Source organism: Bacillus sp. 3a (assembly GCF_017161885.1).
Taxonomy (GTDB): Bacteria; Bacillota; Bacilli; order Bacillales; family Bacillaceae; genus Bacillus; species Bacillus safensis.
This window is the reverse complement of sequence record NZ_CP067376.1, coordinates 1062259-1080464: the sequence shown is the minus strand read 5'-3', so window position 1 is coordinate 1080464 and position 18206 is coordinate 1062259. Positions and strand designations below refer to the sequence as shown.

Genomic DNA, 18206 nt, shown 5'->3' with positions numbered 1-18206 from the left:
AAGCTGTACCATCCTATTCCGAAGCTAAAAAATGAAAACGCAGCAAACATGGCAAACTGATCGTTTGCTCACTGCCTTCGTTCGTTCATTTTGCTTACAGGTCATAGGATTAGTACTTCATTGCATTGGGTCACCCTTCCGTCGTTTGTTACGTATACGATAAAAGATTGGTTATTTTTTGTCAAGCTGAAATGGCATAAGTGAGTCGATTAACTGGAGTGTAAATGGATGGGACACTTCAAACAGTTCGTCCTTTTTGCATTCTTCCACTAGGCTTCCTTCATGTAAAAATAGAAGGTGGTCACATAGATACACCGCTGCTTCTACATCATGAGTAATGAGAAGCATGGTCATGTCTAGCTCTTGTTTTAATGTCATAAGCAGATCCAATATTTGTACTTGAACAGAGACATCCAGTGAACTCAAGACTTCATCTAGTATAAGAATGGCTGGGTGCGTTGATATAGCTCGTGCGATGCACACTCGCTGGAGCTGACCGCCGCTTAGCTGATGAGCATATTGATTCAGCACAGACGAGGGCAGTCTGACTTGCTCAAGTAATGACAAAACCTTCTGATCCATATTCTGATTCTGCTTTAACAAACGCATCGGTTCTGCTATGATCTCTTTCACCGTAAAGGAGGGATGAACAGAAGATAGATAATCTTGAAAGACAACACTCATTTTCCCCCGATTCACCCTCCGCCATTTGTCAGCTGTCATACCATCAATTTGTACCTCGCCTCCATCTATTTTTTCTAAACCGAGCAGGATACGTGCCAATGTACTTTTGCCACTGCCGCTCTCACCGACTAATCCGGCACATTGTCCTTTTTCGATTTGAAACGAAACATTTGATATGCGGTCTTTTGGTTTCTTTTGTTTTGAAAAAAGACCTTTCTTCTCACCGTGTTTGACTAGATCGAAAGCTGTGATCAACATGGAAACGCCTCCACTCTCTTCTGCTGCCGCAGTGCTTCAGCAGGGGCAGATAATCGAAGCCTCGTCTCAAGTAATTGCTTTGTTTGGGGATGCTCGGGTGATGTGAACAATTCCTTGGCTGACCCATGCTCAAGCATTACTCCTTGGTGCATAACCATCAATTCATCAGCGATTTCCTGAACGACGCCTAGATCATGCGTTATGACGATTAAGGTAACACCCGTTTCTTCCTTTAGACTGTGTAATTGTCTGATGACTTCACGCCGATTAAAGGCATCAAGCGATGCAGTTGGCTCGTCTGCAATGATCATGTCTGGAGAAAGCATCATCGTGATGCCAATCATCACACGCTGAAGCATTCCTCCAGACAGTTCATACGGATATTTTTTCATCAAATCATATGGATTTTTTAAATGAACACGTGTAAGCCCAGCCATAGCATGTGCTTTCCCTTCTTTCCCTCGTAAGCCCAAATGCTGCTGAAATGTTTCCACCATTTGATGACCTATCGTTTCGATAGGATTGAATGCATTCATGACATCCTGTGAGATGAAACCTATTCGTTTCCCCCGCCATTGGTGCGCTTCTTGATTTGTTAATGTTTTGCCGTCAAAAATAATCGTTCCTTCCACTTCTAGCGAAGGGGCGACAAGATCAATTAACGCTTTGGCGACAGTTGATTTTCCACTGCCACTTTCTCCAATGACGGCTAAACAGCGTTGTTGATGTAAAGAAAATGTGATATTCGTCACTATATTCTTTTGCTGCTGTGGATCATGTACGGACAGATTTTTTACGTCGATTAAAGGCAAATGGCCTCACCCCTTTCTTTCTGGTATGATGCATGGCAGGATTCGCGGCATGCTGAAGGCTGTCTCCTAAAAAGCTCAATGCCATGACCACAAACAAGATGGCAAGTCCAGGCGCAAGCATATGGGCTGGATGTGTCACCATGACATTCTTCGCCTCATTGAGCATCATGCCCCATTCTGGTGTAGGTGCACTCACACCTAATCCAAGAAAAGACAGTGCTGATATATTTAAGATCACCCAGCCCGCATCAAGTGTCGCAAAAACAGCAATTTCTCCTGAGATGCGAGGAAATAGATGTCTCCTCAATATGTAAAAGGGTTTGCCGCCAGTCACCTTTGCAAATTGAACAGAAGGTTCATTCGCATATTGAAGGACAGACGAACGAATCATTCTTGTATACCAGGCCCATTTCGCTAGGACATTGGCCAAAATAATATTGAATAGTCCAGGTCCGAGTATTCCCACAACCGCAAGAATCATCACCTCTGCTGGAAAGGACAGCATGACATCACACAGCCTCATCAAAACCCCATCCACCTTTCCTCGAAAGAAGCCTGCCATGAGTCCAAGTGCGCTGCCAATGAGCATCGTGATACACATCGTCAGCATAGCTGCAAGCATTGTTGTCCGAATGCCATATAAAAGCCTCGATAATACACATCTCCCTAGATGATCCGTTCCGAGTGGGTAAGTAAGACTGATACCGGCATATTTTTGAAGAATGTTCGTATTTGTTGGGTCATGTGGTGCTAACATTGGAGCAAACAGTCCAGCTAATGCGACAAGCGCTAACAGCCAGATTGAAAGAATCGCCATACGGTCTTTTCTTAATTGATGCCACCCTATCATTGTTGTCATACCTCCTTTCGCAATTGCGGATTCATGGTCATTTGCAGCATATCAGCGATGAGATTGCACATAACAAACAGGAACCCCATCACAAACAAATAGGCTTGAATAATAGGGAAGTCAGCATGGAAAATAGCAGTTATACACAACCGGCCAACCCCTGGCCAAGCAAAAAGGTTCTCAATAATGACAGTTCCCGCAATGAGCTTTGGAATAGACATGCCAAGTGCTGTTACCGCTAATTGCAGGGCATGCCTCATGACTTTCAGTTGAACAGTTCGTTCCTTTAAACCACGTGCTCTTGCATAAAAAACAAAGGGCTCGTGCTGAAATTTTAGAATTTGATTACGTATGAGTCTCACATAGGTCGATAAGTAGCCTAATGATAATGTGACAGCTGGAAGAAGAATCGATTTGAACCCTTCCATTCCACTCGTATTAACCCAATTGAATTTGACAGAAAAAAGCCAAATCAACAAAATCCCCAGCCAAAAACTAGGCATTGAAGCGGCGATAAACACAAAGGCTCTCAATAAACGATCCACCCAAGTGTGAGCAGCATATGCACAGATCACCCCGAACAATAAACTGAGCACTATGATAAAAAAGAGCGCTGCTCCTGCAAGCTGCAATGTCGCAGGCAGCGCCTCCATGATAAGATCAAAAACGGGCTCCTGAGTGACATAGCTCCTGCCAAAATCACCTGTTAATCCATTTTTAAGCCATGTGGCATAGCGGATGAAAAATGGCTGGTCTAAGCCTAACTCCTGCCGCATCGATTCAATCATTTCTTCTGTTGGAGTGACTTGATTCACCCGCAAAGCGACCTCTGCTGGATCACTTGCCCGCATCGTCAGCAGTACAAAAGCAAAGAAGGTGATAAAGATCATAAGCGGAAAAAGCATCAGTATTCGTTTTAAGAGATAGCGAGTCATGTCTCTGCCTCCGTTTTATGACGCAAAATACATACGGTCAAATGGGATTTCATACTGAGACACATGAAAACCTACGCCTTTCAGGCGCTTATTATAAACAGCCTTTGTCACAGAATAAGAGATTGGGAGGTAAACATTTTCATCATGGATATACGTCAATATTTCTTGATACATTTGTTTCCGCTTTTGCTCATCTGGTTCTACTAATACTTCCGTAATCGTCTCGTCCAGCCACTTTTTCTTTTTCAGTCCTAATTGAGCTTGATAATCAGCATGGGATGCTACACGGAATGAAGAGACATAAGTTTGTGGATCATAAGGAAGCCCCCAAGACAGCGAGTACATCAGATCGAACTTTCCTGTTTTTTGGCGATCTAAGAATGCCTGTTTTTCTTCTCCTCTAATATCCAGCTTGATCCCCACCTGCTTGAAATCTTGTTGAATCGATTCACTGATCGTTCTTTCCCCTGCATTATCGGAATTATAGTAAATAGCCACACTCAGCAGTTTGCCATTTTGATAGCGATACCCGTCTTCTTTCATCCTCCAGCCTGCCTCATCCAATATTGCCTCTGCTTTCTTCTTTTGATAAGTTTTCTTTTTCAGTGGAATATCTGCGTATGGGACAGAAGGAGCAAGCAATGTGTGTGCCACCTTTTCCGTTCCATTTAAAATGCCTTCAGTGATCATGTCCTTTTGAATGGCGTATTGAAAAGCTTCTCTTATTTTCGGATCTTTTGTGATTGGCTGGTTTGAATTAATCACAATCGATCTTGAACCAACAGGAGGGCTCACGGTGACACCATATTGCCCTGCTTCTTTTAAAGCCTGGAATGAGTCTCCATCAATCATGTCACCATCTGCTCCAAATAAAAGATCAATCTCTCCTTTTTGAAGCGCAAGTAAGATGGTTTGGTGATCCGGCATGACTTTCCATTTCACAGTTGAAATTTTCGGCTTTTGCCCCCAATAGTGATCATTCATTTCAAAAACGGCATATTGATTTTTCTTATGTTCCTTTAGCACATAAGGACCTGTACCTGCATAGCTTTTAACTCCTTTTGCAGTCGTTCCATCAATGAAGCTTTTTGGAGAAATAAAACGGAAGGGGCGTGTTAAGCCCAGCTCTTCTAACGTAGGATAATAAGGCTCTTTCAACGTGAGAACAAATGTATCGTCATCTAGCGCCTTTGTGGATTTGATTTCAGATACGAGATTAAGCCAAGCGTTCTTTTCAATATTTTTGACGACAGCATCAATATTCAATTTCACTGCCTTTGCATTAAAAGGCTCACCATCTGAAAAAGTCACACCTTTTCGAAGATGAAAGGTATAGGTCCTTCCATCCTTTGATATGTCCCAGCTTTTCGCTAAGGCAGGCTGAACGCCCTTCTCTGTATTGACGACAAGCGATTCAAACACCATATTTTGAGCAGCCATCTCTCCACCGTATAGATGAGGATTGATGTCCCTGATATCTTTTGTACTTGCATACACGAGCTCATCTTCTTCTCTATCATTGCTGGAGGATGCTTTGTTTTCAGAGCATGAGGCCAATAAAAAACAAGCCATCACTGAAAACAGCATCAAGGTGTATGTCACGTAGGGATGCCTTTTCTCATATTTCTTCTTTATGTAAACAGGTTGATCACTCATATGTACTTCCCCCAATTCAACATTATCGTAATCATTACGATTATTAATCGAAATGATTACGAATTGAATATTAGCATACAGAAATGGGAAATACAACGTCTTTTCATAAAAAAAACAGACTCATGATTGAGTCTGTTTCGCTTGTATAAATTGGTCGATCACCTTTAATGCTTTTTCTGTTCCACCTGCTGCTTGGAAGCTTTCTTCAATTTTCTCAATCCCCGCACGGTACGTGTCACTGCCTAAAACCTTCTCAACAGTTTCTCTTAGCTGCTTTGGTGTCAGCTGATCTTTATCAAGTGTACAGGCAGCAGATAATTCGGTCAGTCTTTGTGCCACCATCGGCTGATCTTTATCGACTGGAATGACGACCATCGGAACGTGGTAATGAATCCCTTCATTGACACTATTCATCCCGCCGTGCGTTACAAATACATCTGTCAGTTCGAGCACTTCAAGCTGCGGCACATAAGGCTCAATCAGAAAATGAGCAGGCGCCTCTTTTAAGAGAGAACGATTTACTTTTTCACCTGTTGCGATAATCACTTTTCCGTCAAAGTCTTCGAAAGCATCTATACACATATTAAAAAATGCTTCTGTATCCCCAAGAACGGTGCCCATGGAAATAAAAACGACTTTTTCTTGCTCAAGTGCTTCCAGCGGGAATTCATGCTGGTCGGCTCTTTTTAAAAAGCTCGGTCCAATGAAAACAAACGAATCGTTTAATGAATCAACAGAAGGCTGGAAATATTTACTTGTATAGACGATATTCAGTTCTCCACGGTTTTTCATAAATTGCATCAAACGCGTTGGCTGAACGCCAAAACGCTCTTGTATTTTTTCTAACAGATGATCGGCTTTCTCATCCTTTCTGTATAGCGGTGTATCAAAATGCGCCTCTTGCAGCACAAAAGATGGGTTGGACCCGATGCTCGGAATGTGTAAGTAATCTCGCACAAGCTCCCCTGCCCCAAACATATCAAAGTAAACCAAATCAAATGAATGCTCCTCGGAAAGTGTTTCCACCACCTCTAAAATATCATATGATGTTTGCAGCATGGCATGAAAGAACGGCTGCATAGAATCTAAATCTCCTTCTTCCACATGTAATGTCCGAATATAGTCTGGATGTATATGTACGTGAGCACCTAAGCGTTTAATTCGTTCCTCATAATGTACAGTTGTGACCGCATGCACTTCATCGCCTCGATCCGCCCATGCTTTAATCATTCCTAACATAGGGTTCACATGTCCTTCAGCTGGAAACGTAATCAATAAAATCTTCGCCACAAGAAATTCCTCCTCATTGTCAATTCCCTTCCATGTTAATCATATACAGCGAACTGGCTCAACAAATACGCCTGAAAAGGGAAGAAATGAGTCTTACGTCCAGTATTTCATGGAGGGACATGAACATAACGCCTTCTCACGAGCAAACATCCAATATTTTTGTATAATTAGTCATAATATTATTTTCAGCTTCATATTGGAGGGATATTTTGTGAAAGTCTTGGAGAAATACAGTTATTTAATTATCATTCTTTGTCTAGCGGCAATGATCGTGACAAACTTCACTGTGAATGACAATACAATAAAAAATACTGTATCCGTGATTGGATTTATCATTGTTCTCCTTACAATTATACCTGCGGCTATTTACAGGAAAGGCCAGAAAGGCAGATAACTCCTTTATAGCAATAACCCCACTCTTATGTTAAGAATGGGGGTTATTTTATTATATTCGGATAGATGTTGCTGGCTTGCAACCAGATCATTTTTTCACTTCCCTCACCCTAGTGAACGATAAACCCGAATGAACACAAAAACCCCTCTCCATATGAAGAGGGGTTCATGACAGACCTTTAACATCGTAAGCAAGGTCAGATACGCGCTCGGAGGGATTCGAACCCCCGGCAGACGTGGTACCGGAAACCACCGCTCTATCCAACTGAGCTACGAGCGCACGATATGTTTTTTGAACGTCAGCATATCAAATTATAAGGGAAATGCTGCAAGAAAGCAATGATTAATCATTCGTCTTGATGATGTATTTTCTTCTTTTGGATACATAGAATAATATGCTGGTTTGAAGTGGAATGATTTTGGGGAAAATGGATAGGGGTATTTGAATTTAGGTCAGCGTTTTGTTTGACCTTTATTGACCAAAAATGTATCATTGAATTACATACTTACCTAAAAGGTGAAGGAGGAACATTATGAATTTAATACCTACAGTCATTGAGCAAACAAATCGTGGGGAAAGAGCTTACGACATTTATTCTCGTCTTTTAAAAGACCGTATTATCATGCTTGGTTCTGCGATCGATGACAATGTTGCCAACTCCATCGTGTCACAGCTGCTTTTCTTAGAAGCTGAAGATCCAGAAAAAGATATTTCTATCTACATTAACAGCCCTGGCGGTTCAATCACAGCTGGTATGGCCATTTACGATACGATGCAATTTATTAAACCAAAGGTATCAACCATTTGTATTGGTATGGCTGCATCTATGGGTGCGTTCCTGCTTGCTGCTGGTGAAAAAGGTAAGCGTTATGCTCTTCCAAACAGTGAAGTCATGATTCACCAACCACTCGGCGGTGCCCAAGGTCAAGCAACAGAAATTGAAATTGCGGCAAAACGAATCCTTTCTTTACGCGATAAACTGAACCAAGTACTTGCTGAACGTACTGGTCAGCCAATTGAAGTCATTGAGCGCGATACAGATCGTGACAACTTCAAAACAGCGGAAGAAGCACTTCAATACGGACTCATTGACAAAGTCTTGACCCGTAATACAGAAGACCAAAAATAATGATCACAACACAAACCGTCTGTTCCTTGAACAGACGGTTTTTTTTGATTGACATATACTTTAAGACAGCTCCGTCCATTTCTGCTGAAGAGACGGTGTTTGATAAGAAGCCATCTGCGTGATTAATTTCTCCGGTTCACCCGAAGCATGTAACAATTGAAGGTGTGATTCATTCGAAAAACCTTCCTGTACACTGAATTTCACCATGTCTATGAGCGGATTGAAGTAATCATTTACTTGATACAATCCAATCGGCTTTTGATGGATGCCGATTTGTGCCCAGCACAGCACCTCAAATAATTCTTCATATGTACCAAAGCCGCCTGGCATCGCAATAAACCCATCGGCCAGCTCGCTCATTTTTGCTTTTCGTTCATGCATGCCTGTTACCTCAATTAGCTCTGTCAGCTCTTGATGCACGACTTCTCCTCTAAAAAGCCCCTTAGGCATGACCCCGATCACTTGCCCGCCATGTCTCATGACCTCATCGGCAATCGCGCCCATTAACCCAATACGCGATCCGCCGTAAACAAGACGAATGCCCTGCTTCGCCATATAAGCACCCAGCTCTACAGCCTTTTGTTTATAGACATCATTTACACCTGGATTCGAACCAGCAAACACACAAATCGTTTTCATCAAAACAGCCCCATCTCTCTCTATGATTTCTTCACCCACTCATTCTACTATAATGATTTGTAAAGAAACAGCCGTTTCTTCTATATATAGTGTAAAATCAAAAGAGTGGACACCATATAAGGAGCTGTATAGAGAGAATGCAAACAACTGAGATGGAGAAGTGGATCAAGGATTTTTATCAAACGAGAAATTGGACAGAATACGGACCGTTTATCCGGTTAGGCTTCTTAATGGAAGAAACGGGAGAACTCGCTCGCGCTGTTAGAGCAATAGAAATCGGACGAGACCGGCCTGATGAGCAGAGACAGGAATCATCTGAGCTGAAGAAAGAACTCATTGAAGAAATGGGAGATGTCTTAGCAAATCTCCTCATTTTAGCGGATCAATATGATGTCACGGTAGAAGAGATCTTCAGCGCTCATCAACAAAAACTCACAAAGCGTTTTTCTGGAGAAAAAGAGCCAGTAAAAAACACGTGACCAAGCTGTCACGTGTTTTTTACGCCTTAAAGATGCTGTGGTGAAATGTCATCCGTTCGTTCAAAGAAATGCTGTTTTCCGATATGATGGAATAGTCCCGTTCGATGCAAAAGCTCCTTAGGCTGTGATTGAAGTCCAACGATCATCAGCTTTCCATTATGATGCTTTAACCGATTGGAGATATTCATGAGAACCGCTTCTGCCGATGTGTCCATATAATTGACTTTATTCATAAGCAGAATGAGCGTTTTCGGTTTTGTTTGAACATGATCCAATATCGAATTTTCTAATGAATCTGTTGTTCCGAAAAAGAGCGGCCCTTCAATGGAATACATACTGATCCCTTTCTCCTCTGTCTGTTTTTCTAAAGCAGCTGCTGTTTCCATTTGAGGAACGGCGACATTTGTATGGATATTGGTCGTCTGGCTCATTTTTTTGATAAAGGCGATAAATGCTAAAATGAGACCAGCAGTGACGCCAATAATCAGATCACCGATCACTGTGAGCAGGAAGGTCACGACCAGTACAAGCGAATCAGCATTTTTCACTTTCAAAATATTGATAAACTCTTTTCTCTCACTCATATTCCAAGCAACAAACATTAAAATCGGTGCCATTGCAGCAAGTGGAATCATCGACGCATACGGCGCAAATACCATTAAGATCAGCAAGACGACAACGCCATGCACCACACCAGAAATCGGACTTGCCCCGCCATTTTTTATGTTCGTTGCCGTTCGGGCAATAGCTCCCGTCGCTGGAATTCCTCCGAAAAGCGGTGCCGCCATATTGGCAATTCCTTGCCCCACAAGCTCTTTATTGCTGTCATGCTTAGAGCCTTTCATATTATCAGCGACCATTGCGGACAAAATCGATTCCACGCCGCCTAAAAGCGCAATGACAATTGCTGGAGGCAGGAGGTATATCATTTTTTCAATCGTCAATTCAGGAAAAGCGAAGGTTGGCAGCTGACGAGGGATTTCACCATATGCAGAGCCAATCGTTTCAACTTGTCCTTGAAAAAAGAGAACAGCTAGAAACGTAGAAGCCAATAAACCTAATAGAGCACCAGGTATTTTGGGAATGTATTTTTGTGCCGCCAAAATCACGATGAGCCCGATGACGGCTGTGATAATGGCCAGACTGTTTGTGGTACCAAGATGCACCACGATTTCTCTCATATTGAGGAAAAAGCTTTCATGTTTTTCAACACCCTTTAATCCGAGGAAGTTGGCAATCTGTCCTGAAAAAATAATGACAGCAATGCCAGCAGTAAAACCGATGATAACCGGACGAGGAATAAATTTCATGAGCTTTCCTAGTTTGAATATTCCGAATAATACAAGCATACAGCCTGCCATAAAACCGGCAATGAGCAAGTTTTCAATACCGTACTGGCTGACAATTCCGAATAAAATTGGAACAAACGCCCCGGTCGGCCCGCCGATCTGATACTTTGAACCACCAAACAATGAAATCAAAATGCCGGCAACGATGACTGTGTATAATCCATATTCTGGTCCGACACCAGATGCAATGGCAAATGCCATGCCTAAAGGAATTGCCACAACGCCCACGACAAGCCCAGCGATTAAATCGCGTCTAAACTTTGATGAATTGTACCCTTCAAATCTTCCATAAAAACGCATGGTATGTGTTGGCCTCCTTCAAGTATGTGTAGATGATTTAGGTATACTGTGGGTCAATTTGTTTGTCTTTCACTACGACATCCAGCTTTCCTGTCGCTGGGTGAATCACCAGTCCATGAACTGCCACATCACTTGGCATCAGTGGATGCTCTTTCACTAATTTCACACTTTGGGCCACGCTTTCTTCAACTGAATCAAAGCCTGTCAGCCAGCCCTTTAAATCAACTCCTGAGTTTTTCACAATGCTTAAGCATTTCTCTTCGATTCCGCGTGCTTTCGCCTTTTCAAGTAAAGGGTCCGCCGCAAGACCTGCCATTCCGCATTCATGATGCCCTACAATGCATACTTCCTCTGCCTTTAGTTCATAGATAGCTAGCAGGATACTCCGCATCACACTGCCGAACGGATGTGTCACGATGGCGCCTGCATTCTTAATGATTTTTGCATCCCCGTTGCGCAGACCCATAGATTGCGGCAATAATTCCAAAAGACGGGTATCCATGCACGTTAAAATAACCAGTTTTTTCTCAGGAAATTTTCCCGCTTTGTAAGGCTCATAATGTCTCTCATTCACAAACTCTGAATTGTGCTGAAGAATCTGTTCTAATTTTGACTCCATTTTGCCATCTCCCATCTTTTTTTAAGTAACGTAAGCTCGTGCCTGTCCTCCTTTTCTTTCTTGTGTTCTCAAGAATAGAGAAGAAAAATGATAGAAAAAAAAGAAAAAAATGAGAAAACGATGAGAAGAAATATCATCATTTTCTCTATTTTACGTTGCATCCCAATGGCTTCGCGGGTTTGCTTTCAATCTATTGTTCTCATCACATCAAAAGACAATAAAATGGTTTAGTAGAAAATGATCATCCCGTTTAATACATTTCAAATATAATAAATTTTCTATCAAAAAGTCTCGATCTATTTTCCAGTTTGTCAGATAATCTCTCGTAAATTTTTGCAATTTCACATGTCTAATCTACTATCAGCTTATTTTTATATAGATAAAAAATGCATAAGATGGCATAAGAATCTACTTTTTCACTAAGAAAATGTCTTTCTTTACCGTTATTTCAGTATATTAAATATTGAGCTGCTAACATTCAAACGTGTTCTGCCGAAATCGTTGCTTTATAATAAAAAGAGTAAGATGACCATGTGAAAGGAGCGAATTGACTGTGACACCACACATTTTTGTCGCCAAACCCTTGCCTGCCTCTTTTGAGGAAATGCTAAAGGAATATTGTACATACGAGGTTTGGCAATCCAAAGACCCTATTCCAAGAGACATGTTGTTTGAGAAGCTGCAGCACGCTGATGGTCTTTTAACGTCTGGAACAAAAATCGATCAAGAGCTGTTAGATCACGCACCAAAACTCAAGGTGGTGAGCAATAACTCTGTCGGCTATGACAATTTTGATATAGAAGCGATGAGGCAAAGAGGCGTGATTGGTACGCATACTCCTTATACGCTCGATCATACCGTGGCTGACCTTGCCTTTTCGCTCATTCTCTCCTCTGCGCGAAGAATCGCCGAGCTTGACCGTTTTATCCGTGAAGGAAAATGGACAAAATTCGTACAGGAAGAAGAGATCTTTGGCATCGACGTCCATCACCAAACGCTCGGTATTATTGGTATGGGACGTATCGGAGAACAAGTGGCCAAACGGGCAGCACATGGTTTTGATATGAACGTTCTTTATCATAACCGAAGCCGGAATGAAAAGGCTGAATCGGCGTATGGCGCTGTCTATTGTGCACTTGATGATCTTTTAAAACAAGCTGATATCATCGTGTTGATTACACCGCTGACCGAGGAAACATATCATATGATTGGGGAACGAGAATTGAAGTTAATGAAGCAAACGGCTTTATTTGTAAACATTTCCCGCGGGAAAACAGTGGATGAACAAAGCCTCATTCAAGCACTTCAGGAGGGATGGATCAAAGGCGCTGGTCTTGATGTGTATGAGCAGGAACCGCTTCAAGAGGATCATCCTTTCAAAGAGATGAACAATGTCACCCTAGCCCCTCACATCGGTTCCGCTACTGAAACAACAAGGGATCTCATGCTGAAAAGAGCCATTCATAATGTGATTCATGGAATAGATGGGAAGGCGCCTGTTGATGTTGTGAAGGAGCTTGCTTCATCTTGAACAGCAAAGACGCAGAAACTGCGTCTTTTTATTTATTTCTTTAGGAGACATCAGGAGAAAAGCCTCATTTTAGCAAAGATCCTGATTCTTTACATTTCCTTCATGTTCGGGTGCTATAATATGAGGTAGACAAGCATCAAGAGGACGGCATCCGATTTCCTTAATAGGAGGATGAAGATGAAAAGATTGAGTTCGATTTTTACTATGTTCGCTCTGATCGCTGCTATTCTGTTTTCTGGATTTATCCCGCAGCAAGCTCATGCAGAAACACCTCTTACACCAACAGCCACAACTGAAACTCAGCTCTCGCCAGATGTACGTACCCTTGCCGTCATTAATACGTTTGATGGTGTAGCAGATTATTTAATTCGCTACAAACGACTGCCTGATAACTACATTACGAAATCACAAGCAATTGCTCTTGGATGGGTGGCATCTAAGGGAAATCTAGCAGAGGTGGCGCCAGGTAAAAGCATTGGTGGAGATATTTTCTCAAACCGGGAGGGACGTCTTCCTTCAGCAAGCGGCCGAACATGGCGTGAGGCAGACATAAACTACGTTTCAGGCTTCCGCAATGCTGACCGTCTTGTGTATTCAAGCGACTGGCTCATTTACAAAACAACAGACCATTACGCGACTTTCACACGTATTCGATAATCAATAAAAAAGACAGCCCTATTTGATCTAGGGCTGTCTTTTCGTATGGTGATTTACGGTATCAGGTTTTTCACGTAATCCTCAAAAGGAATTGAAAGCGGCTTTTTCGACACTTCTTCGTGTTCATGTGTGGTGACATGATCCTCAGTAACGATCACACGTCCTGTTGGCGTGAGCTTTGAGGCAAGCGGTCTTTTGTTAAATGGAGAGGATTCATTTTCATAAATCTCGTGTCTCATTTGGGCCAATACAGCCTCGTCCACCTCGTTCAATGTGAAAGCATAGCCTGTTTCAGCGCCATCTCCCTTATCAAATTGGAGCAGATGTGTCCCTTTTTCGGTTTCCTCAGCTTTGACGCGAAACCGCATTGACGGTCCTTCCACCCAATCTCCTGTAAAAGGCACAGGCTGGAGAGGTAAATTCACACCAAATCCCGCATCAATGAGGAAGCGTTCGTTGTGATGCTTCAACATGATGGCTACGTGCGTACCATCAATTGCCCACGTATCCGCTTCTTTGTTATACACTGTGCCTTGAAGAAGCTGTACAGAGAGCCCTGCCTCTTTTAATACATAGTATAAGAGAGGATTGAGATCGTAACAAAGACCTCCTCTGTTTTCTTCAAGAAGATGCTGCTTCAACCCTTCTTGATTCAAAGCGTAGGATTGTTTGTTCAAAACAGATCTATTTTCGAATGGAAAGGTATAGGCCATTTTTTTTAATAGTACAGGCAAGTCTTTAAAGGTGATGGACTGGCCTTCATATCCGATCTTCTGTAAAAAAGCTGATTGAATCATGACATTCCCTCCTAAAAAAACTGAGCCTTTGAAGAGACTCAGTTTTCTTGATTGATAAAATCTGTTAACGCCTCAATGGCTTCTTGTTCATCCGCACCATCTGCAATCAGTGTGACAGTAACCCCAGAGCTGATCGCAAGACTCATGAGACCCATAATGCTTTTCGCATTGACTTTTTTCCCATCTTTCTCTAGAAAAATATCAGCACCAAAGCGATTGGCTTCTTGTACGAACAAAGCAGCTGGACGTGCCTGCAAGCCTGTTTTCAGCTGGATGGTGACCGTTTTTTCCACCATATGATCTGCCTCCCTTTTTCATTCTCCTATTTGAGTGGTACAGCTTGTCCGTTTCGTAATTGTTCTGCGATTTGATCTAGCTTTCTTAAGCGATGGTTAATCCCTGACTTGCTGATCTTGCCGCTTTCCACCATTTCTCCAAGTTCCTTCAGCGTGACCTCTTGATAGTCGACTCGCAGTTTGGCAATTTCACGAAGCTTATCCGGCAGGGCATCAAGTCCAATTTTTTCATCAATGAATTGGATGTTCTCGACCTGACGCAGTGATGCACCAATCGTTTTATTCAAGTTTGCTGTTTCACAATTGACGAGCCGGTTGACGGAGTTCCTCATATCTCGGACGATTCTCACATCTTCAAACCGGAGCAGTGAGTTATGAGCGCCCACAACACTTAGGAATTCCGTGATTTTTTCTGCTTCCTTCATGTACGTAATGTACCCTTTTTTGCGCTCGAGTGTTTTACTATTGAGATGAAATTGATTCATCAGCTCACAAAGAGCATCATTATGTTCTTTATATAGTGAAAAAATCTCAAGGTGATAGGAGGACGTTTCTGGGTTATTCACAGAACCGCCTGCTAAAAAAGCACCTCTCATATAGGAGCGCTTGCAGCATCTTTTCTTCACAAGCTCTTCTGAAATATTGCGCTCAAATACAAATTGCTCACCTAATATTTTCAAATCCTCTAAAATGGTTTTCGCTCGTTCTACCAGTCTGACAATATACACGTTATTCTTTTTCAATCTCATTTTTTTACGGACGAGCAGTTCGACTGTCACATCGTATTTCTTTTTGAGCAGCGTATAAATCCGTCTTGCAATGGCTGCGTTCTCTGTCTGTATATCTAAAATCAATTTTCGATTAGAGAAAGATAATGAACCGTTCATACGGATGAGGGCAGAAAGCTCTGCTTTTGTGCAGCAGTCCTTCACGTCCAGATTAGTCAGCTCTTTTTTTGTTTCGGATGCAAATGACATCCTTGCCACCCCCATTCCTATTTTTTCTGTTGCAGCAGATCGACAAGCAGCGAGGCTACTTTCAGCGTGTCATGACGAATGACATGCTGGTCATATGTAATGATTTCTCCAGGAATCACTTCTAGTCCCATTGCTTTCAGTGCATCTGTGTCGAATTGGACAGGCTGTGCCTGTTCTTCTGCATATTTTGCTTTGATTTCTTCTGGAATTTCTTTATTGTTCACAAAAATCGTATCGATAAATGGACGATCCATATGATCATTTAATGCCTGCACATGATCAGCTGCACTGTAGGAAAGCGTTTCCCCCGGCTGCGTCATGACATTGCATATATACACTTTTTTCGCCTTAGAGCGAATCACTTCTTCTCCAATATGCGGGACAAGCAAGTTTGGCAAAATACTCGTATACAGGCTGCCAGGCCCAATGACGATTAAATCCGCCTCACGAATGACTTGAATGGATTCTGGCAGTGGTTCAATCGTATCGGGTGTGAGGAACACTCGTTTAATTCGCTCACCATAGGTGGGAATTTTCGATTCTCCTGTCACCATTTGCCCATTTTCTAATTCCGCATGAAGAACAACACTTGAGTTCGCTGCTGGCAATACTTTTCCTCTCACATTTAAAACCTTGCTCATTTCAGTGACGGCATGAAAAAAATCACCGGTTATATTTGTCATGGCCGCAAGAATGAGGTTGCCGAGTGAGTGGCCTGTTAAGTCATTCCCTTTGTTAAAACGGTGCTGAAATAAATCTTCTACAAGCGGTTCAACATCAGAGAGAGCCGCAAGGACATTTCGAATATCACCTGGAGGAGGAATATTCAAATCATGCCGCAGTCTGCCTGAGCTGCCTCCGTCATCAGCAACCGTTACTATAGCGGTAATGTCCACCGGCTTCGTTTTAAGCCCTCTGAGCAAAACAGATAAGCCAGTGCCGCCGCCAAGAATGACCACCTTTGGTAGTGTCGTCATCTATTTTCTGCTTCTCTTTTCAATGTCCCGGTGAGTGACATGTGTATAGTAATCGTTTTTAAAATACTCCGATAAATAGTTGGCCAGCGTCACAGATCGATGCTGTCCGCCTGTACAGCCGATGGCAATCACAAGCTGGCTTTTTCCTTCTCGTTTATAGGACGGAAGCATAAAGCTGAGGAGATCGATTAATTTCTCTGTGAATTTTTGTGTTTCAGTCCATTTCATCACATAGGAGCGCACTTCTTCATCGTTTCCAGTCTGTGGACGCATGCTCTCAATATAGTAAGGATTCGGCAGGAATCTCACGTCAAAGACAAGATCAGCATCAATTGGCAGACCGTATTTAAAGCCAAAGGACATCACGTTTACTGTAAACACCTGCCCTTGATTCGTGGCAAAGTGCGTGACAATTTTTTCTCGCAGCTGTTTTGGTTTTAAATCCGATGTATCAAAAATCATTTGAGACCGGCCTTTTAACTCCTCTAACAGCTCGCGCTCCATTGCAATTCCTTCAAGCGGCAAACCTGTTGTCGCAAGGGGATGCGAACGTCTCGTTTCTTTGTATCTTGAGACAAGTACCTTATCATTTGCATCTAAAAATAGAATCCTTGGCGTGATCCAGTCAAGATCACTCATTTCATCTAACGCGGCAATTAAGCTGTCAAAAAATTCGCGTCCGCGCAAATCCATCACAAGAGCGACCTTGCTCATCTTGGAATTCGATTCCTTCATGAGCTCTAAGAACTTCGGTAAAAGTGATGGCGGCAGGTTATCAACACAAAAGTAGCCTAAATCTTCAAAGCTTTGAATGGCGACGGTTTTCCCCGCACCTGACATTCCTGTAATAATCACAAGCTGAATATCTTCTTGTTTGTGTGTATTCATGCCTGCTTCCTCTCCTTCTTTATGAAAACGGTTCATGTATTATTCTCCCTGAGGATCTAACCGATAAGCAATCAGCTCAAAATCGGGTGTATACGTAAAAGTGCCGTGCAGAAGTCCTTTTCCTTTAAGCATGAAATCAAGAATATGGGAATCTCCTGGGGCCATCGGCAAATGAGGCACATCCTTTACGTCATGCCATTTTAAAATGCCTTCCTCTGACTCTGTTACGTTTTTTCCAGTAAATGAATCTGCCATAAAGGTGAACATCATCCACTCTTGAACGATTTGATCGCCTTCTTTTATGATAAAGGTAAAAACACCTTTTAGCTGCGGATTTAAAATATAAATACCTGTTTCTTCTCTATATTCTCGAACGACTGAATCCTTGACCGATTCTCCGCTTTCCATCTTGCCGCCCGGCGCTACCCACCAGCCCCGTCTTGGCTTTTGCAGCAAGAGAACTTGATCTTCGTGATGCAGCACACAATTGGTTACTCGTTGCATCAGCTGTCACCTACTCTTTTATGTCTTTAACTTATTATACAGGTTCAACCTGACTCCCACAATGAACATGCCCGTTCTTCCCCGAAAACAGACCGGTTTTCGTTTGAATCGTGTAATGGGCCATTTCTCTACTCTTTATTTTACAGCATCTAACGGTTCTCCATGCGTCATTTGTGAACATCTCG

At 42.4% G+C, this 18206-nt stretch carries 19 protein-coding genes and 1 tRNA gene; 4 read left to right on the top strand and 16 right to left on the bottom strand.

The window, feature by feature from the left end; translation table 11 throughout:
• Positions 1–171: 171 nt before the first annotated feature.
• The 7 genes from JJ692_RS05255 to JJ692_RS05225 form a co-directional block, all read right to left on the bottom strand.
• Positions 172–942, bottom strand: a complete 771-nt coding sequence (locus JJ692_RS05255) for an ABC transporter ATP-binding protein (RefSeq protein ID WP_024423536.1) — start codon at positions 940–942, stop codon at positions 172–174.
• Positions 936–1754, bottom strand: coding sequence for an ABC transporter ATP-binding protein (locus JJ692_RS05250; protein ID WP_024423537.1), 819 nt, complete (start codon positions 1752–1754; stop codon positions 936–938). Before JJ692_RS05250 ends, JJ692_RS05255 begins: the two co-directional genes overlap by 7 nt.
• A complete protein-coding gene (gene opp1C, locus JJ692_RS05245) occupies positions 1717–2604 on the bottom strand; it encodes a nickel/cobalt ABC transporter permease (RefSeq protein ID WP_024423538.1) in 888 nt (295 codons plus the stop codon). The genes JJ692_RS05250 and opp1C overlap by 38 nt, the downstream gene beginning before the upstream one ends.
• 5 nt (positions 2605–2609) lie before the next feature.
• Positions 2610–3539 (bottom strand): nickel/cobalt ABC transporter permease, encoded by a 930-nt coding sequence (opp1B, locus tag JJ692_RS05240; RefSeq protein ID WP_024423539.1) that lies wholly within the window; start codon positions 3537–3539, stop codon positions 2610–2612.
• Between the two features lie 15 nt (positions 3540–3554).
• Complete coding sequence (gene nikA / locus JJ692_RS05235) at positions 3555–5195, bottom strand: nickel ABC transporter substrate-binding protein (protein WP_206534299.1); 1641 nt, start codon at positions 5193–5195, stop codon at positions 3555–3557.
• Positions 5196–5315: 120 nt separating this feature from the next.
• On the bottom strand, positions 5316–6485 hold the full coding sequence (locus JJ692_RS05230; protein WP_024423541.1) for a macrolide family glycosyltransferase: 1170 nt from the start codon (positions 6483–6485) through the stop codon (positions 5316–5318).
• A 597-nt stretch (positions 6486–7082) separates the two neighbouring features.
• Positions 7083–7158 (bottom strand) — tRNA-Arg (locus JJ692_RS05225).
• Positions 7159–7411: 253 nt separating this feature from the next.
• Here JJ692_RS05225 and clpP point away from each other — a divergent pair.
• A complete protein-coding gene (clpP, locus tag JJ692_RS05220) occupies positions 7412–8008 on the top strand; it encodes an ATP-dependent Clp endopeptidase proteolytic subunit ClpP (protein WP_024427684.1) in 597 nt (198 codons plus the stop codon).
• A gap of 60 nt (positions 8009–8068) precedes the next feature.
• Here the strand turns inward: clpP and JJ692_RS05215 are convergent, their stop codons facing one another.
• Positions 8069–8647, bottom strand: coding sequence for an LOG family protein (locus JJ692_RS05215; protein WP_206534298.1), 579 nt, complete (start codon positions 8645–8647; stop codon positions 8069–8071).
• Between the two features lie 137 nt (positions 8648–8784).
• Between JJ692_RS05215 and JJ692_RS05210 the strand changes: the two genes are divergently transcribed.
• On the top strand, positions 8785–9126 hold the full coding sequence (locus tag JJ692_RS05210; protein ID WP_024427682.1) for a MazG nucleotide pyrophosphohydrolase domain-containing protein: 342 nt from the start codon (positions 8785–8787) through the stop codon (positions 9124–9126).
• A 26-nt stretch (positions 9127–9152) separates the two neighbouring features.
• On the opposite strand, the gene JJ692_RS05205 is transcribed toward JJ692_RS05210, so the two are convergent.
• Positions 9153–10775, bottom strand: coding sequence for a SulP family inorganic anion transporter (locus tag JJ692_RS05205; protein ID WP_024423544.1), 1623 nt, complete (start codon positions 10773–10775; stop codon positions 9153–9155).
• Between the two features lie 37 nt (positions 10776–10812).
• Positions 10813–11394, bottom strand: a complete 582-nt coding sequence (locus JJ692_RS05200) for a beta-class carbonic anhydrase (protein ID WP_024423545.1) — start codon at positions 11392–11394, stop codon at positions 10813–10815.
• Between the two features lie 553 nt (positions 11395–11947).
• On the opposite strand from JJ692_RS05200, the gene JJ692_RS05195 reads away from it, so the two are divergent.
• Complete coding sequence (locus tag JJ692_RS05195) at positions 11948–12925, top strand: 2-hydroxyacid dehydrogenase (RefSeq protein ID WP_206534297.1); 978 nt, start codon at positions 11948–11950, stop codon at positions 12923–12925.
• Positions 12926–13102: 177 nt separating this feature from the next.
• Positions 13103–13582 (top strand): ribonuclease, encoded by a 480-nt coding sequence (locus JJ692_RS05190; protein ID WP_151039867.1) that lies wholly within the window; start codon positions 13103–13105, stop codon positions 13580–13582.
• 53 nt (positions 13583–13635) lie between these two features.
• On the opposite strand, the gene JJ692_RS05185 is transcribed toward JJ692_RS05190, so the two are convergent.
• Genes JJ692_RS05185 through JJ692_RS05160 form a run of 6 tightly spaced genes read right to left on the bottom strand, consistent with a single transcriptional unit; the run spans position 13636 to position 18021 of the window.
• A complete protein-coding gene (locus tag JJ692_RS05185) occupies positions 13636–14379 on the bottom strand; it encodes an arylamine N-acetyltransferase family protein (RefSeq protein ID WP_151039866.1) in 744 nt (247 codons plus the stop codon).
• Positions 14380–14417: 38 nt separating this feature from the next.
• Positions 14418–14675, bottom strand: a complete 258-nt coding sequence (locus tag JJ692_RS05180; protein ID WP_024423549.1) for an HPr family phosphocarrier protein — start codon at positions 14673–14675, stop codon at positions 14418–14420.
• A gap of 26 nt (positions 14676–14701) precedes the next feature.
• On the bottom strand, positions 14702–15652 hold the full coding sequence (gene whiA, locus JJ692_RS05175; protein WP_206534296.1) for a DNA-binding protein WhiA: 951 nt from the start codon (positions 15650–15652) through the stop codon (positions 14702–14704).
• A gap of 17 nt (positions 15653–15669) precedes the next feature.
• Positions 15670–16629 carry a gluconeogenesis factor YvcK family protein gene (locus JJ692_RS05170; RefSeq protein ID WP_024423551.1) on the bottom strand — a complete coding sequence of 320 codons (960 nt, stop codon included), beginning with the start codon at positions 16627–16629 and terminating at the stop codon, positions 15670–15672.
• Complete coding sequence (rapZ, locus tag JJ692_RS05165; protein ID WP_024423552.1) at positions 16630–17517, bottom strand: RNase adapter RapZ; 888 nt, start codon at positions 17515–17517, stop codon at positions 16630–16632. It lies immediately after the preceding gene.
• A gap of 39 nt (positions 17518–17556) precedes the next feature.
• Positions 17557–18021 carry an 8-oxo-dGTP diphosphatase gene (locus JJ692_RS05160; RefSeq protein WP_024423553.1) on the bottom strand — a complete coding sequence of 155 codons (465 nt, stop codon included), beginning with the start codon at positions 18019–18021 and terminating at the stop codon, positions 17557–17559.
• Positions 18022–18206 lie beyond the last annotated feature (185 nt).

Bases quoted from the DNA above. Each gene is read 5' to 3' on its own strand.
- JJ692_RS05210 (WP_024427682.1), top strand. From the start codon at position 8,785: ATGCAAACAACTGAGATGGAGAAGTGGATCAAGGATTTTTATCAAACG.
- JJ692_RS05180 (WP_024423549.1), bottom strand. From the start codon at position 14,675: ATGGTGGAAAAAACGGTCACCATCCAGCTGAAAACAGGCTTGCAGGCA.
- clpP (WP_024427684.1), top strand. From the start codon at position 7,412: ATGAATTTAATACCTACAGTCATTGAGCAAACAAATCGTGGGGAAAGA.
- JJ692_RS05160 (WP_024423553.1), bottom strand. From the start codon at position 18,021: ATGCAACGAGTAACCAATTGTGTGCTGCATCACGAAGATCAAGTTCTC.
- nikA (WP_206534299.1), bottom strand. From the start codon at position 5,195: ATGAGTGATCAACCTGTTTACATAAAGAAGAAATATGAGAAAAGGCAT.
- whiA (WP_206534296.1), bottom strand. From the start codon at position 15,652: ATGTCATTTGCATCCGAAACAAAAAAAGAGCTGACTAATCTGGACGTG.
- JJ692_RS05255 (WP_024423536.1), bottom strand. From the start codon at position 942: ATGTTGATCACAGCTTTCGATCTAGTCAAACACGGTGAGAAGAAAGGT.
- rapZ (WP_024423552.1), bottom strand. From the start codon at position 17,517: ATGAATACACACAAACAAGAAGATATTCAGCTTGTGATTATTACAGGA.
- JJ692_RS05215 (WP_206534298.1), bottom strand. From the start codon at position 8,647: ATGAAAACGATTTGTGTGTTTGCTGGTTCGAATCCAGGTGTAAATGAT.
- opp1C (WP_024423538.1), bottom strand. From the start codon at position 2,604: ATGATAGGGTGGCATCAATTAAGAAAAGACCGTATGGCGATTCTTTCA.
- JJ692_RS05205 (WP_024423544.1), bottom strand. From the start codon at position 10,775: ATGCGTTTTTATGGAAGATTTGAAGGGTACAATTCATCAAAGTTTAGA.
- JJ692_RS05170 (WP_024423551.1), bottom strand. From the start codon at position 16,629: ATGACGACACTACCAAAGGTGGTCATTCTTGGCGGCGGCACTGGCTTA.
- JJ692_RS05190 (WP_151039867.1), top strand. From the start codon at position 13,103: ATGAAAAGATTGAGTTCGATTTTTACTATGTTCGCTCTGATCGCTGCT.
- opp1B (WP_024423539.1), bottom strand. From the start codon at position 3,539: ATGACTCGCTATCTCTTAAAACGAATACTGATGCTTTTTCCGCTTATG.
- JJ692_RS05200 (WP_024423545.1), bottom strand. From the start codon at position 11,394: ATGGAGTCAAAATTAGAACAGATTCTTCAGCACAATTCAGAGTTTGTG.
- JJ692_RS05185 (WP_151039866.1), bottom strand. From the start codon at position 14,379: ATGATTCAATCAGCTTTTTTACAGAAGATCGGATATGAAGGCCAGTCC.